This is a genomic window from Streptomyces lavendofoliae, assembly GCF_014649735.1.
Classification (GTDB): Bacteria; Actinomycetota; Actinomycetes; order Streptomycetales; family Streptomycetaceae; genus Streptomyces; species Streptomyces lavendofoliae.
This window is the reverse complement of record NZ_BMTP01000009.1, coordinates 305,250-318,521: the sequence shown is the minus strand read 5'-3', so window position 1 is coordinate 318,521 and position 13,272 is coordinate 305,250. Positions and strand designations below refer to the sequence as shown.

The 13,272-nt window shown below is 75.8% G+C and carries 11 protein-coding genes; 7 read left to right on the top strand and 4 right to left on the bottom strand.

Features of this window, described 5'->3' with window-relative positions:
• Positions 1 to 244: 244 nt before the first annotated feature.
• A complete protein-coding gene (locus IE109_RS19315; RefSeq protein WP_229891251.1) occupies positions 245 to 694 on the bottom strand; it encodes a hypothetical protein in 450 nt (149 codons plus the stop codon).
• 366 nt (positions 695 to 1,060) lie between these two features.
• Between IE109_RS19315 and IE109_RS19310 the strand changes: the two genes are divergently transcribed.
• The 3 genes from IE109_RS19310 to IE109_RS19300 all read left to right on the top strand — a co-directional run bounded on the left by IE109_RS19310 (position 1,061) and on the right by IE109_RS19300 (position 6,047).
• Positions 1,061 to 2,176, top strand: coding sequence for an AI-2E family transporter (locus IE109_RS19310; protein ID WP_189552160.1), 1,116 nt, complete (start codon positions 1,061 to 1,063; stop codon positions 2,174 to 2,176).
• Between the two features lie 167 nt (positions 2,177 to 2,343).
• Complete coding sequence (locus IE109_RS19305; RefSeq protein WP_189552159.1) at positions 2,344 to 4,476, top strand: DUF4139 domain-containing protein; 2,133 nt, start codon at positions 2,344 to 2,346, stop codon at positions 4,474 to 4,476.
• Between the two features lie 8 nt (positions 4,477 to 4,484).
• The gene (locus IE109_RS19300) at positions 4,485 to 6,047 is read left to right on the top strand and encodes a mucoidy inhibitor MuiA family protein (RefSeq protein WP_189552158.1); all 1,563 of its coding nucleotides are present in this window, start codon (positions 4,485 to 4,487) and stop codon (positions 6,045 to 6,047) included.
• Here IE109_RS19300 and IE109_RS19295 read toward each other — a convergent pair.
• A complete protein-coding gene (locus tag IE109_RS19295; RefSeq protein WP_189552157.1) occupies positions 6,008 to 6,868 on the bottom strand; it encodes an arylamine N-acetyltransferase family protein in 861 nt (286 codons plus the stop codon). The genes IE109_RS19300 and IE109_RS19295 overlap by 40 nt on opposite strands.
• Positions 6,869 to 6,999: 131 nt before the next feature.
• Positions 7,000 to 7,248, bottom strand: a complete 249-nt coding sequence (locus IE109_RS19290; RefSeq protein WP_189552156.1) for a hypothetical protein — start codon at positions 7,246 to 7,248, stop codon at positions 7,000 to 7,002.
• Between the two features lie 208 nt (positions 7,249 to 7,456).
• Here IE109_RS19290 and IE109_RS19285 point away from each other — a divergent pair, with 208 nt between their 5' ends.
• From IE109_RS19285 to IE109_RS19275, 3 genes are all read left to right on the top strand, one after another.
• Positions 7,457 to 8,362, top strand: a complete 906-nt coding sequence (locus IE109_RS19285) for a YihY/virulence factor BrkB family protein (RefSeq protein WP_189552155.1) — start codon at positions 7,457 to 7,459, stop codon at positions 8,360 to 8,362.
• 50 nt (positions 8,363 to 8,412) lie between these two features.
• Positions 8,413 to 9,393, top strand: a complete 981-nt coding sequence (locus IE109_RS19280) for a phosphatase PAP2 family protein (protein WP_189552154.1) — start codon at positions 8,413 to 8,415, stop codon at positions 9,391 to 9,393.
• A gap of 140 nt (positions 9,394 to 9,533) precedes the next feature.
• Positions 9,534 to 10,490 (top strand): quinone oxidoreductase family protein, encoded by a 957-nt coding sequence (locus IE109_RS19275; RefSeq protein ID WP_189552153.1) that lies wholly within the window; start codon positions 9,534 to 9,536, stop codon positions 10,488 to 10,490.
• Between the two features lie 185 nt (positions 10,491 to 10,675).
• Here IE109_RS19275 and IE109_RS19270 read toward each other — a convergent pair whose 3' ends face one another.
• A complete protein-coding gene (locus IE109_RS19270) occupies positions 10,676 to 12,088 on the bottom strand; it encodes an aminopeptidase P family protein (protein ID WP_189552152.1) in 1,413 nt (470 codons plus the stop codon).
• Positions 12,089 to 12,262: 174 nt separating this feature from the next.
• Between IE109_RS19270 and IE109_RS19265 the strand changes: the two genes are divergently transcribed.
• A complete protein-coding gene (locus tag IE109_RS19265) occupies positions 12,263 to 13,246 on the top strand; it encodes a helix-turn-helix domain-containing protein (RefSeq protein WP_189552151.1) in 984 nt (327 codons plus the stop codon).
• The last annotated feature ends 26 nt before the right edge of the window (positions 13,247 to 13,272 follow it).

Below are 13,272 nucleotides of genomic sequence, written 5' to 3'. Positions count from 1 at the left end.
CGTGACCGTCGGCGCGGCCATCCTCCCCCTCACCGACTTCTTCGCCCGAGGCGGCCACCGCGGGCGGCCTGACGCCGAGGAGCCGGCGCCCGCGTGGCAGGCCGCGCTCCGGGGGCGCGCGGCCCCCTAGGGAGGCCGGCGCTGCGGCGCCGGGCCCGCGACGGCGGCTCCCAGGAGCCGGGCCCGGATCTCCCCCTCGAGCGTCCCGCTCCGGGGGCCGCCCACCACCGAGGCCGGGCGGCGGTCAGCCGTGCGGGCAGCGGCTGTCGGCGGTGGTCAGCACGCGCATGCGCCGGAACAGGTCCCGCGTGAGACGCCGCTGGAGCGTCGTGGTCCAGGCGAGGTCCGGATACCGGCTGCGCAAGTGCGCCACCGCCCTGGTGGGCAGCCCGGAGTTCACCAACGGGTCGTCCACCTCCACGGCGGTGATGGTTCCCGTGGCGCAGGCGGCGCAGATCCGGTACGTCACGCGCCCGACCACCTTCCGGACGTGCACCAGCAGCAGGTCCTGCACGCCGCCGTCGTCGTCCTGGGGGTTCGGTCCGGCCAGGAAGTCGATGTCCCGGTAGGCGACGACGAGACGGTGCCACCTGTTCCCCGGCCGGCTCGGGCGGCGGTGGCGGGCACGCCGCCGTGCGAGGTGCGCCGGCGGAGGTGACGCGACGGGCATGACGAGCGCGCGGAGTCCCTGCATGGCGTCCGGGTGCCCAGGAGCGCCCCGCTCACTCCTCGCGCCGTCCCGACGGATCACCTTCCGCACGGGCGGCCCCTTCGGGGTACCCGGCGTCGGGGTATCCGCCTTCGGGGTGTCCGGCGCTGTCGCACCGGGCGCGCGTGGGCGAACGGCCCGCCGCGCGGGTCGTGTTGCCGCGACCCGGCCGGCGGTCACGCCTCGCCCCGGTGACGGCCGCCGAGATCCGGGGCGTGCGCAGGGGCGCGCCGAGCGGGCCGTCGTGATCGCCGTGCCGCCCCGGTTACCGGGTGCGAGCCGGGGTGCCGTCGCCGTCGCCCGTTCCCTCGTCCGACGGCCCGGGAGAACGGTGTCAGTAGGCTGACGCCCATGTCTGCCACGTTGAATGCCACGAAAGCCGCCGCCGCGCTGCGCACATCGGCGCGCGTCTCCGCCGAGTTGTTGTTGGTCCTTGTCATGGCTGCGGTGGCCGTGTGGTTCCTGGGTCGGATGTGGCCGATCGTGTGGCCGCTCGTCGTGGGGCTCCTGCTCACCACGCTGACCTGGCCCCTGACGCGATTCCTGCGGCGGCACGGGTGGCGCCCGGCGCCGGCCGCGGCGACGGTGACGGTGTTGTTCCTCCTGGTGGTGGCAGGGGTCGTGGCGCTCATCGCGGTGCCGGTCGCGTCGCAGTCCGGCGAGCTGGCCAAGGGGGTGGGCGAGGGCGTGCAGAGGTTGCGCGAGTGGGCCGCCGGGCCGCCGCTGAACATCGGCGACGAGCAGATAGCCGGCGCTTTCGACGCCGGTGTCGCCCGTGTGCAGAAGAGCGTCGGCAGCATGGTCACCGCCCTGGTCACCGGGATGAGCACCGTGTTCAGCGGTGTGGTCACCACGGTCCTGGCACTGTTCCTGATGTTCTTCTTCCTCAAGGACGGCCCGAAGTTCCTGCCCTGGCTGACCCGTCAGCTCCCGGGCCGGCTCGCCACCGACGTCCCGGTCGTGGCCGCGCGGTGCTGGGAGACGCTGGGCGCGTTCGTGCGGTCCCAGGCGCTGGTCGGTCTGCTCGACGCCGTCTTCATCGGTCTCGGCCTGTGGATCCTGGGAGTTCCGCTGGTCCTCCCGCTGGCGGTGCTGACCTTCGTGTCCGCGTTCGTCCCCATCGTGGGCGCGCTGTTCGCGGGGTTCGTCGCCGTACTCATCGCGCTGGTGTCGAACGGTCCGACCGACGCGCTGCTCGTGCTGGCGATCATCATCGTGGTGCAGCAGCTCGAGGGCAATGTGTTCCAGCCGATGATCCAGAGCCGTGGCCTCGGCCTGCACGCGGCCGTGATCCTGCTCGCGGTGACGCTGGGCGGCAGCCTGGCCGGAGTCGTGGGCAGCCTCCTCGCGGTGCCCGTGGCCGCGCTGATCGCGGTGGTCTGGAACTACCTGCGCGAGCAGCTCGGTGAGCCGCCGCAGGAGCCGGAGGCCGATCACGCGCCCACGGGCGCCTCCGTCACGTCGTAGGCCCGCGCCCGGCCCCGCCCCGCGCTCCGCCCCACAGCCCGGCGTCGCCCGGGGCTGGGCTCCTGCCACGCGCGCGGCCGGCGGGCCGGAACCCGGGATCGGCGCGTGGGCGTGGAACCCTCCGGCGTAGGCTTCGCTCAGCCAAGGACGCGGTGGGGGCGGAGAACATGACGGCTGGGACAGCACCTCGGTGGGCGTCGACCCTGGATTCGGTCGTGGTGTACGCGCGGGGCGCGGTCTGTCACCGCCTGGCCCGGGGCTGCGTGCCGCCGGACGGCCGTGTGCGGGTGACGGGACTGCCCCGCTCCGTGGACCCCGGTTCGCTGCGGGCCCGGGTGCTCGGCGCACCCGGGGTGCGCGTCACCGGGGCTCGCGTGGAGATCGAGGCCGAGCCGCACGGCACCGGCACCGGCACGCCCGACGAGTTGCGGCGGGAGGTCGAGCGGCTGCACGAGGAGTACGCGGCCGCGCAGGCCCGTCGGGACCGGCAGCTGGGGCTCGTCGAGGAGGTCAGGGCGCTTCGCCCGGTCCCGCCGCCGCGCAGGCGGGAGGACCCGCACCGCCTGACCCCGGTCGACGCGTGGCTGGAGCTCGCCGACTTCGTCGACGAGCGGCTGGCAGGGCTGCACGCGCGCCTCGCCGAGCTGGAGGAGGCACTGCGCCGCGTCGCGCACGAGCTGTCCGTCGCGAGCGACAGGCTCGCCCGCGCCTCCACCGACGCGCCGTCGGCGCACGTGGAGACGACGGTCTGCGCGGTGGTGACCCTCGACGGCACCGGCCCCGACGCCGGAGGCGGGGAGGTGGGGCTGGAGCTGGAGTACGGGGTGCCCGGCGCCGTCTGGGTGCCCACCTACCGTCTCGGTCACCGCCAGGGCGACGGCACCGGGCGCCTGGTGCTGCGCGCCTCGGTCGCGCAGCGCACCGGCGAGGACTGGACCGGCGTACGCATCGCCCTGGCCACCGCCGACCTGCGGCGCCGCACCGACCTGCCCCGACTCCGCTCCCTGCGGATCGGCCGCCGGCAGCCCCCTCCCGCCCCTTCCGGCTGGCGCGAACCGCCCGCGGGGCTCGGCGACCTGTTCGCCGGGTACGACGCGGCCGGCCCCCGGCCGGGCGGCGGCCCGGTGTCTCCGCCCGTCGCGGCCGGCGCCGTACCCGTGGCCGGCGCGACCGGCTCCGTGACCGGTCCCGTTCCGCCCCCGCCACCGCCCGCGCCGCAGGCCTACGGTGGGCCGCCGACCGCCGCCTTCCCGATGCCCGGCGGCGCGGCCGGCGCCTCGGCGGAGACCTTCGGCGGCGCGATGCCCGCTCCCGCGCGGCCGGCCGGGGCACGCCCGGCCGGCAGGTCACGCGTCGGCGGCAGGTCGCTCCCGGCCCCCGCCCCCCTGGCGCCCGGCGCCCCCGGCGGGCCTCCCCCTCCGGCACCGGTGGCACCGCCCGGGCCGGCGGCACCGGAGGCCGGCCCGCCGCGGCCGAGCGGCGCCGAACTCGACTACGCCTCCCTCGTCCTGCGCGGCCCGGACGAACGGGCCGACCGCCGGGGCAGGCTGTTCCCCGACGCCCCCTTCGACGCGGTGGCGGCCGAGTACCGCCGCCGCGCCGACGCGGTGGCCGCGCTGCCGCTGCCCGGACACGCCGTACGGCCCCGCGAGTCGGCGGGCTCCTTCGACCACCGCTTCGACGCCGCCGCCCGTGCCGACGTCCCGTCGGACGGCACCTGGCACACCGTCACCGTCGGGGAGATCCCGGTCGGCCTGCGCACCGAGTACCTGTGCGTGCCGTCGGTCGAGCAGGCCGTGTACGCGACGCTGGTGCTCTCCAACGCCACCGACCAGGCCCTGCTGGCCGGACCGGTGGAGGTGACGGTCGACGACGAGTTCCTGCTGACCGCCGCGCTGCCCACGCTCGCCCCCGGAGCCGTCCGCCGGGTGGGCCTCGGACCGGCCGAGGGCGTCCGGGTCACCCGCCGCGCGAACGTGCACGAGTCCACGTCGGGCCTGCGCAACAACATCACCGTGCTCGACCACCGGGTCCACGTGGAGCTGGCCAACCGGCTCGCGAGGCCCGTCACGGTCGAGGTCCGCGAGCGGGTGCCCGTCACCTCCGAACCGGACGTCCGCATCGAGGAGCGACCGGGCTGGACGGTTCCCGAGCCCGGCGCGGGCCCCGAGCACCACGCCCCCGGCACCCGCGTCCGGCGGGTGGACCTGCCCGCCGGCGGCACCGCCGCCCTCGACGGCGGCTACGAGATCCGCATTCCGGCCGGCAAGGCCCTGGTCGGCGGCAACCGCAGGAGCTGACACACGCCATGACCACGGACTTGACGCCGATCCCCCTCCCCGTCACCGCCGTCACCTGTCTGGAGGACCGCGCCCACGTCGAGCGCACCGCCGTTCTCGACCTGGAGGCCGGCGTCCAGCGGTTGCGCCTCGGGCCGGTCGGTGCCCTGGCGGTCGACCGCACCCTCCACGCCGAGTTGACCGCCGGCCACGCCGCGACCGTGCTGGACGCGCGGATCGTCCGGACCTGGGCGCCGCGCGGGCCGGGGCCGTCCGCCGACGACGACTCAGCCCTGCGCCTGCGCGTCCGCACCCTGGAGGAGGAGCGGCTCGCCCTGGAGCAGCGCCGCGACCGGCTGCGCGCCCGCCTCGGCCTCCTCGGCGGCCTCGCCACCGACCTGCTCCGGGAGATCGGCGAAGGCGCCGGCGCCGGGGAGACCGCGGCGTCCCGCTGGGCGCGGGAACTGGACCGGGTGGACGCGGAGCGCGACTCCTGCGGCGAGTCGCTGCGCGCCGCGGAGGCCCGGCTGGCCGGCCTCGCCGCGGAACTCGGGGAGACCCAGCGGGCCATGGACCTGGCCGAGGGAGAGCCCACCGAGCTGGTCGGCCACGTCGAGCTGACCGTGGAGGCCGCGGTCGCCGGGCCGGTACGGCTGCGCCTGAGCCACCTCACCCCGTGCGCGCTGTGGCGGCCCGCGTACCGGGCCGTGCTCGACGGGGGCTCCCTGACGCTGGAGACCGACGCGATGGTCTGGCAGCGCACCGGCGAGGACTGGTCCGGCGTACGGCTGACGCTGTCCACGGCCCGGTCGGCCCTGGCCGGCGAACCCCCGCGGCTCGGCGAGGACCGGCTGACGCTCAAGGACCGTTCGACGGCGGAGCGGCGTACCGTCGACGTCGAGGTGCGCGAGGAGGAGATCGGGGAACTGGGCCCCGCCCCGGTGCTCGGTCTGCCGGGGGTCGACGACGGCGGCGAGGCACGGGTACTGCACTCCCCCGCGCCCGTCTCCGTTCCGGCGGACGGCCGGGCGCACCGGGTGCCGCTGTCCGCCTTCACCACGGCCGCGAGCAGCGAGTATGCCTGCTCGCCCGAGCTGTCCCCGCTGGTCACCCAGGTGGTGCGGGGCGACAACCTGTCCGGTCACGCGCTGCTCGCCGGGCCGGTGGACCTGGTGCGCGGCAGCGGGTTCGCCGGGCGCGGCACGCTGGACTTCACCGTTCCCGGCGCGCCCTTCGAGCTGGCCTTCGGCAGCTGCGACGACCACCGGGTGGTGCGGGAGACCGAGGAGTCCCGCGACTCGGCCGGGCTCACGCAGCGGACGGTGGTGACCCGCACGGTCCGGGTGCACCTGTCGCGGTTCTCCGCCCCCGGGGAGGCCGGGGAGCGGGTGATCGCCCTGCGCGAGCGGATCCCGGTCTCCGAGACGTCGGCGGTGGACGTACGGCTGCGCGAGGCGGCCTGCTCGCCGGCGCCCGACGCGATCGACGCCGAGGGCATCGCCCGGTGGAACCTCGCGCTCCCGCCCGACGGCCGCCGCACGGTCACGCTGGTCTACGAGCTCTCCGCGAACTCCAGGGTCGCCGGGCTCTGAACGGCGCCGGGTCCCCCGTCCCGCCCGGCGGCGGGGGCGCCCGGCACGGCCGGCAGCCGGTCCAGGACGATGCCGAAGAGGTCGCGGTAGACGGCCAGCGTCTCGGCGTCACCCTCCAGGTTCCGTTCCGCGCGCCGCCCGTCCACGGTGGTGACCAGCTTCCGGCCGCTGAGGGTGACGCGGCCGTCCTCGGTGAGCAGCGAGCAGACGGGGGACCGGGTGAAGTGCGACTCCGGGGACGTGCGGTGGTACCAGGCGCCGGCCGCGAAGTCGGACAGCGACCGCGACCGCCGCTCGAGACGGTACCGCGCCTCCCCGTTCCGCAGGACGTCCAGGTCGCCCTCGGCGGTCTCGACGACGCGGAACACCCCGCCCGGGTCCTCCTGGTCCCCGCGCTCCTCCAGAGCGAGGGGGTAGTGGCTGTGGTCTCCGAAGCCGACGTCCACGAGCCAGGGCCCGGTGCCGTCGTCCGTCCCGACGCGCAGCGCCAGGTGGTCGTACGGGATACCGGGCCCGCCCTCGCGGCCGAAGGTCCGCGCCTGGAGGAAGTCGACCCGGAAGCCGAGGTCGCGCAGCAGCGCGGCGAACGAGCCGCCCAACTCGTAGCAGAATCCGCCGCGCCGGGCGTGGACGACCTTGTCGAGCAGCGCCTTCTCCTCCAGGACGATGTCCTCGCCGAGGTGGATCGAGAGGTTCTCGAACGGCACCGTCAGCAGGTGCCGCAGGTGCAGGTCGCGCAGGGCGCGGGTGTCGGGGCGGGACGGACGTGCGGCCCCTATGCGGTCGAGATAGGCCTGGGTCGTGACGGGGACGGTGCTCATAGGGGCATTGTCGATCTCCCGGCGCCGCCTGTCATGCGGCCCGGGTCGTAGGACCGAAGGCCGAGGAGGGCCGGCGCCCCCGCTCCGTCGGGGTTGGGGGCGCGCCGCCGTTCCGGCGACAGCGGGGCCGGTCAGGGCGCCGCGGTGCCGTCGTCCGCGTCGTTCCCGCCGTCCGCGTCGTTCCCGCCGTCCGCGTCGTTCCCGTCGCCCCTGCCGGTCGCCTCGCTCCCCTGGTTCCCCCCGCTCCCCTCGTTCCCGGCGTCCGCCGTGGTGGGCGGGGGCAGCGGGATGCGGGTCTGGCCGTCGAGCGGCGGCGGTGTCCGCTCGGCGAGCCGGTCCTCGAGCTGCTGCAGCCTGGTGCGCGTCTCCGGTGTCGTCATGTTCTCCTCATCACCGCTCGGACGGCCGGGAATCCCGGCGGACGCTCGCCGGTCCGGGCGGGCGGGCGCGCTCGTCCGGTGCCACGGCGTCGACGCCGTGGCGTGGCGTGACACCGCCGGCGCGGGGCAGCAGGAAGGGGACGCCGCCGGTCTCCTGCCGGGAGGCGGCGGCCGGGTCGCGGCCAGGCCTGAACGGAGCGGTGGTTTCATGACGATCGGTGTCCCCGCGAACGGCTCGGCGCCGGGCCGGCGCGAACCCGGCGCGTACACCAGGGCCCTGGCCCGTACGCCGGTCGCCGTCTGGGAGGACGACCTCACCGACTGGGCGGCGGCGCTGACGTACTACGCGGTCCTGGCGGTCTTCCCGGCGCTTCTGGTCATCGTCTTCTCCCTCGCGCTGCTCGGGACGGGTTCGCCCCAGGAGGTCGTCACGCAGCTGGGGGCCTTCGTGCCGAAGGCGGCCCGCCCGGTACTGGCGCAGGCCCTGGGCGGTTCGCAGGAGCAGGCGTCGGTCCGCTGGATGCTGGTCGTGCTCACCGGCGGCGCCGCCCTGTGGTCCGCGTCCAGCTACCTGGCCGTGTTCCGGCGCGCGCTGCACGCGATGTACGGCGTTCCCGACTGCCGTCCGGCGTGGCGGACGTTCCCCGCCATCCTGCTCAGGGCGGTGACCGTGCTGGCCCTGCTGGTCAGCGGCGTGCTGACGCTGACCGCCGCCGAGCGGATCGCCAGGGCCATCGGCCGGGGGACGGGGACGGACCATCAGGCGGCGTTCGTCTGGGCCGGTTTGCGGTGGCCGCTGCTGCTGGCGGTGGTCGTCGCCCTGGTCCTGCTGCTGTTCCGGTCGGGCCCTCCCGAGTCGCGCGGTGTGCGGCAGACGGTGGCGGGCGGGACGCTGGCGGTGCTGCTGTGGCTGCTCGCGTCGATGGGCTTCGCGTTCTACGCCGCACACATCGCCACGTACGACCGCCTCTACGGCTCACTGGCGGGAGTGGTGGCGTTCCTGGTGTGGCTGTGGGTGTCCCACGTGGTGTTGCTGGCCGGCGCGCAGTTCAACGCGGAACTGGTGCGGGACGGGCGGCCGGAGAGGCCCGATCCTTGTTCCCCGGCCGCGTGAGTCCCAGCGTCGTCACGGTTCGCCCGGGCGCCTCGGGCAACAAGACGGCCATGACGACGGGAAGCGGTGCGGCCGCCGGACGGATGGGCTCGCTGGTGTGGTTGCCGTTCCAGGGGTTGCTGTTGGTGGGCGCGGGTCTGCTCGTCACCGGCCCGGCGGCGGCGTGGTGGCCCCTGTCGGCGGAGGACGGTGTCAGTACCTGGTTCGCCGGGCGGCGCGGTGGTACGGCGTCGGCCGTCACGGAGTGGCTGACGTTCCTCGCCTCCACCGAGAGCGTCATCGGTGTCACGCTCGTGTGCGTCGTCGCGCTGATCGTGCTGCCCCGTGCCCCGCGCTGGGCGGAGGCGCTGTTCCTGGTGGGGTCGGTCGCCGCGCAGTCGGCGCTCTTCCTGCTGGTCACGGCGTGCGTGGACCGGCCGCGCCCCGATGTGCCGCGCCTGGACGCCGCCCCGCCGACGTCGAGCTTCCCGTCCGGGCACGCGGGGGCGTCCCTCGCGCTGTACGGCGGGCTGGCCGTGCTCGTGGTCAACCGGCTGCGGGGGCCGTGGCGGTACGCCGCGGCCGGTCTGCTGCTGGCCGTGCCGCCGGCCGTGGCGGTGTCCCGCCTGTACCGGGGCATGCACCATCCGAGCGACGTGGTCGGCGGGCTGGCCAACGGCGCGGGTGTGCTGCTCGTCATGGCGCACGCGCTGCTGTCGCCGCCCCGGCGCCCGTGTCCGGACCGGGCGGGCCGGGCGCGGGGCGGGGTCCGGGGCCGGGCGCCCGGCGGCGCGGGTGCGGCCCGGCCGGCGGGGGCGGCGCGGCCGGCGGAGAGCGGGTCCCGTCCCGGCCGGCTGCTCGGGCCGGGTGCCCGGGGCGTGCGCGCCGCCCACGGGCGGCGGGTGGGCGGGGACGTCGGGCCGGTCGCCGGCCGGCGTGCCGGGCCGGTCGCCGGCGACGGCACGCCCTCCGGCGACGGGCCCCCCACCACGCGGCGGCCGGATGGGGCGGCCGGGCGGGGCGGGACACCGGGGCGGCGCCGGGGCGCGTGAGCGGCGGCACCGTACGCGCAGATGAGTGGCACAGTTCACATACTGAGCAGTTGGTAATCCCTCTCACCTGATGGGAACGTGGCGCCGGGGGCTCCGCGGGGCGCCCCCGCGCGGACATGCCAGGGAAGTGAGGAGCGACTGTGCGAGCGGTACACGTCACCGAGTTCGGCGGACCGGAAGTGCTGCGGCTGGTGGAGGTGCCCGACCCGGTACCCGAGCCCGGCCGCCTGCTGATCGACGTCTCGGCGGCCGGCGTCAACTACGCCGACACGCACGCGGTCGAGGACTCGTACCTGTCCCGTTCCGCCCTGCCCATGATCCCGGGCGGCGAGGTGGTCGGCCGCACGGAGGACGGGCGGCGGATCGTCGCCCTCGCGGACAACTACGGCGGCTACGCCGAGAAGGCGTCGGTCCGGGAGGACCTGGCGATCGACGTCCCCGACGCGGTGGGCGACGGGGAGGCCCTGGCGCTGATCGTGCAGGGCCTCACCGCCTGGCACCTGCTGCGCACCTCGGGGCGCGTGGCCGAGGGCGAGTCGCTCGTCGTGCACGCCGCCGCGGGCGGCACCGGCTCGATCGCCGTGCAGCTGGCGAAGGCGTTCGGGGCCGGGCGCGTGATCGCCACCGCCTCCACACCGGAGAAACGCCAACTCGCCCTCTCCCTCGGCGCGGACGTCGCCGTCGACTCCGCCCCGGACGGGTTGAAGGACCGGCTGACGGAGGCCAACGGGGGCCGGAAGGTGGACGTCGTCCTGGAGATGACGGGCGGTCCGGTCTTCGAGGAGTCCCTCGCCGCGCTCGCGCCGTTCGGCCGGCTCGTCACGTACGGCATGGCGGGCCGCCAGGCCCCGCAGCCCGTGCACGCCGCGCAGCTGATGGGGCGCTCCCGGGCGGTCGTGGGCTTCTGGCTGATGCACGCCATCGGGCGTCCCGGCATGTACCGGGAGCCGATGGCCGAGCTGCTGGCGATGGTCGGCGACGGACGGCTGGCGCCGCGGGTCGGCGGTGTCTACCCGCTGGGCGAGGCGGCCCGGGCGCACGAGGACCTCCGCGCCCGCAGGACCACCGGCAAGCTGGTGCTCGACACCTCCCGCTGAGGACGGGACCGCGCCTCGGACGGGCTCCGGGCCCGGGGGCGTCGCCCGCGTCGCGGCGCGCGCGGCGCCTCCGCCCACCGCGCCCTCCGTGCGGCGGGGTGGACCCGCGAGCACACCACGCGCCGCGTCCCGGCCCGGCCCCTCCGGCCGGTGGAGCCGCGCCGGGCGCCGGTCCCCCGGCGGGCTCAGCCCGCGAGCCGGGCCATCCACTCCTCGACGTCGCCCGACGACCGCGGCAGGCCCGCCGACAGGTTCTCGTGGCCGTCCTCGGTCACGAGCAGGTCGTCCTCGATCCGGACCCCGATGCCGCGCCACTCCTCGGGCACGGTGAGGTCGTCCGGCTGGAAGTACAGGCCGGGCTCGACGGTGAGCACCATGCCCGGTGCCAGCACGCCGTCGACGTACTCCTCGTTGCGCGCGTGCGCGCAGTCGTGGACGTCCAGCCCGAGCATGTGGCCGGTGCCCGCCATGGTGAAGCGGCGCTGGAGACCCAGCTCGTACGCCCGCTCCGCCGGGCCCGCGATGAAGCCCCACTCGACCAGCCGGGCCGCCAGGTGACGCTGGGACGCCTCGTGGAAGTCCCGGTACGCGGCACCCGGCTTGACGGCCGCCATGCCCGCCTCCTGGGCGTCGTACACCGCGTCGTAGACCGTGCGCTGGAGGGGTGTGAAGGTGCCGCTGACCGGCAGCGTGCGCGTGACGTCGGCGGTGTAGAGGGTGTGCGTCTCCACGCCGGCGTCGAGCAGGAGCAGGTCCCCCGGGCGCACCGGGCCGTCGTTGTCGGTCCAGTGCATGATCGTGGCGTGCTCGCCGGCCGCGCAGATCGAGCCGTAGCCGACGGAGTTGCCTTCGAGGCGGGCGCGGCGGAAGAACGTTCCCTCGATCCACCGCTCGGACGTCGCGACCGCCGTGGACAGCTCGCCGATCACGTCGGTGAACCCGCGCACCGTGGAGTCCACGGCCTTGCGGAGTTCGGCGATCTCCCACTCGTCCTTGACGAGTCGGAGGTCGCCGAGCGCCTCCTCCAGTTCGTCGTCGCGCTCCTCGTCCGTGGTGACCGCGGCCTCCAGCGCGGGGTCGACCCCGCGCACGATCCGGGTCGGGGCCGGGGAGGCGGCGGCCAGGTCGGCGGCGGCCGTGCGGACGTCCCGGCAGGGCAGTCCGAGCACGAGTTCCGACTCGGCGAGGGAACGGCGCCTGCCCATCCACAGCTCGGACGTGGCGCCGGTCCAGAACTCGTCGGTGTCCCTGCCGTCCCTGGGCAACTGGTAGCAGTAGGCGTCGTGGCCGCCGTCCGCGCGGGGCTCCAGGACGAGCGCGCCGTCCCTGGCCCGGTCCCCGGTCATGTGCACGTAGGCGGAGTGGGGGCGGAACGGGTACGTATCGTCGTTCGAGCGGGTCTTGAGGTTGCCCGAGGGGATCACCAGGCGTTCGCCCGGGAACCGCGCGGAGAGCGCGGCGCGGCGACGGGCCGCGTACGGGGCCTGGTCACCGAGCCGCAGGTCGTGCCGCTCGGTGTCGGCCCACCCCGTCCGCATCAGGGCGGAGAGTTCCTCGGAGATGCCCGAGTAGAGCCCGTTCTTGCGGCCTTTCGCCACGGCGTGCACCTTCTTCCCGGTAGGTCTTTCGATGGGTCTTCCCGGTGCCGCCGGTCGTCGGCGGCTCGCGCACGGTATCCCGCGCCGCGCCCGCCCGGTGCGGGGCCGTGCCACTGGCACGGATCGGCCACCGCGGCGCCGGGCGGCCCGGCCGGGCCGCCCATAATGCGGCGTATGACGAACGCGAGACTGGGCGACGCCCTGCGGTTGCTGGGCATCGGCGCCACGGCCGCCCGGGTGTACCTGGCGCTGCTCGACCTGGCCCCCGCACCACTGCGCGCGATCGCCGCCGCGACCGGTCTGGGCGACGCCGAACTGACCGCCGCGTACGCGACCCTCGTCGACGCCGGTCTGGCCAGCGCCGCCGAGGAGAACGGGGACGTGGTGGCCCCGGTCCCGCCCGCCGCCGGTCTGGAGATCCTCGCCCGGCACCGGGCGACCGAGATCGAGGAGTCGCGCGTCGCCGTCGGGGGCGCGTTCGAGTCGTTCCGGCGGCAGCGGCTCGCCGCCTACAACGGCGATGTCGTGGAGGTCGTCACCGGCGAGGCCATCGGCCCCCGGATACGTCACGCGTGGGCGAGCGCGCGGGAGCAGATCCGGCAGTTCGAGTCCCCGCCGTACTTCCCCATGCCCGGCGCCACGGACGACGCGCTGGCCACCCTCGCCCGCGGCGTGACGCAGCGGGTCGTGTACTCGCGGGAGTCGCTGGAGCACCCGGGCCACCTGAAGGACGTCATCGAGCCGTGCGTCGCCGCCGGCGAGCAGGCCAGGGTGCTGCCGTCGGTGCCCGTCAAGCTGGTCGTCATCGACGAGGCGTACGCCCTGGTGTCGTTGTCGATCAAAGAGGCCGACGTGCACAACACCATGCTCGTGGTGCAGCCGTGCGGCCTGCTCTCCGCGCTCGTCGCACTGTTCGAGCAGTCCTGGCAGAACGCCCTCCCCTTCCACGGCCGCACCACCCGCCCCGGCGGACTGCCACCGGCCGACCGCCGTCTGCTGTGGCTCCTCGCGGGCGGTGCGGGCGACGACGTCATCGCCCGTGAACTGGGCGTCAGCCGCCGCACGCTCTACCGCCGCCTTCAGGTCCTGATGGCCCGGCTCGGCGCCGCCAACCGCTTCCAGATGGCCCTGCACGCCCAGCGCAACGGATGGCTGTGAGCGGCCGCGGCCGCGAGATGGCCCGG

Coding starts and splice junctions, on each gene's coding strand:
- IE109_RS19295 (WP_189552157.1), bottom strand. CDS start 6,868: ATGAGCACCGTCCCCGTCACGACCCAGGCCTATCTCGACCGCATAGGG.
- IE109_RS19310 (WP_189552160.1), top strand. CDS start 1,061: ATGTCTGCCACGTTGAATGCCACGAAAGCCGCCGCCGCGCTGCGCACA.
- IE109_RS19265 (WP_189552151.1), top strand. CDS start 12,263: ATGACGAACGCGAGACTGGGCGACGCCCTGCGGTTGCTGGGCATCGGC.
- IE109_RS19285 (WP_189552155.1), top strand. CDS start 7,457: ATGACGATCGGTGTCCCCGCGAACGGCTCGGCGCCGGGCCGGCGCGAA.
- IE109_RS19280 (WP_189552154.1), top strand. CDS start 8,413: ATGACGACGGGAAGCGGTGCGGCCGCCGGACGGATGGGCTCGCTGGTG.
- IE109_RS19315 (WP_229891251.1), bottom strand. CDS start 694: ATGCAGGGACTCCGCGCGCTCGTCATGCCCGTCGCGTCACCTCCGCCG.
- IE109_RS19290 (WP_189552156.1), bottom strand. CDS start 7,248: ATGACGACACCGGAGACGCGCACCAGGCTGCAGCAGCTCGAGGACCGG.
- IE109_RS19305 (WP_189552159.1), top strand. CDS start 2,344: ATGACGGCTGGGACAGCACCTCGGTGGGCGTCGACCCTGGATTCGGTC.
- IE109_RS19300 (WP_189552158.1), top strand. CDS start 4,485: ATGACCACGGACTTGACGCCGATCCCCCTCCCCGTCACCGCCGTCACC.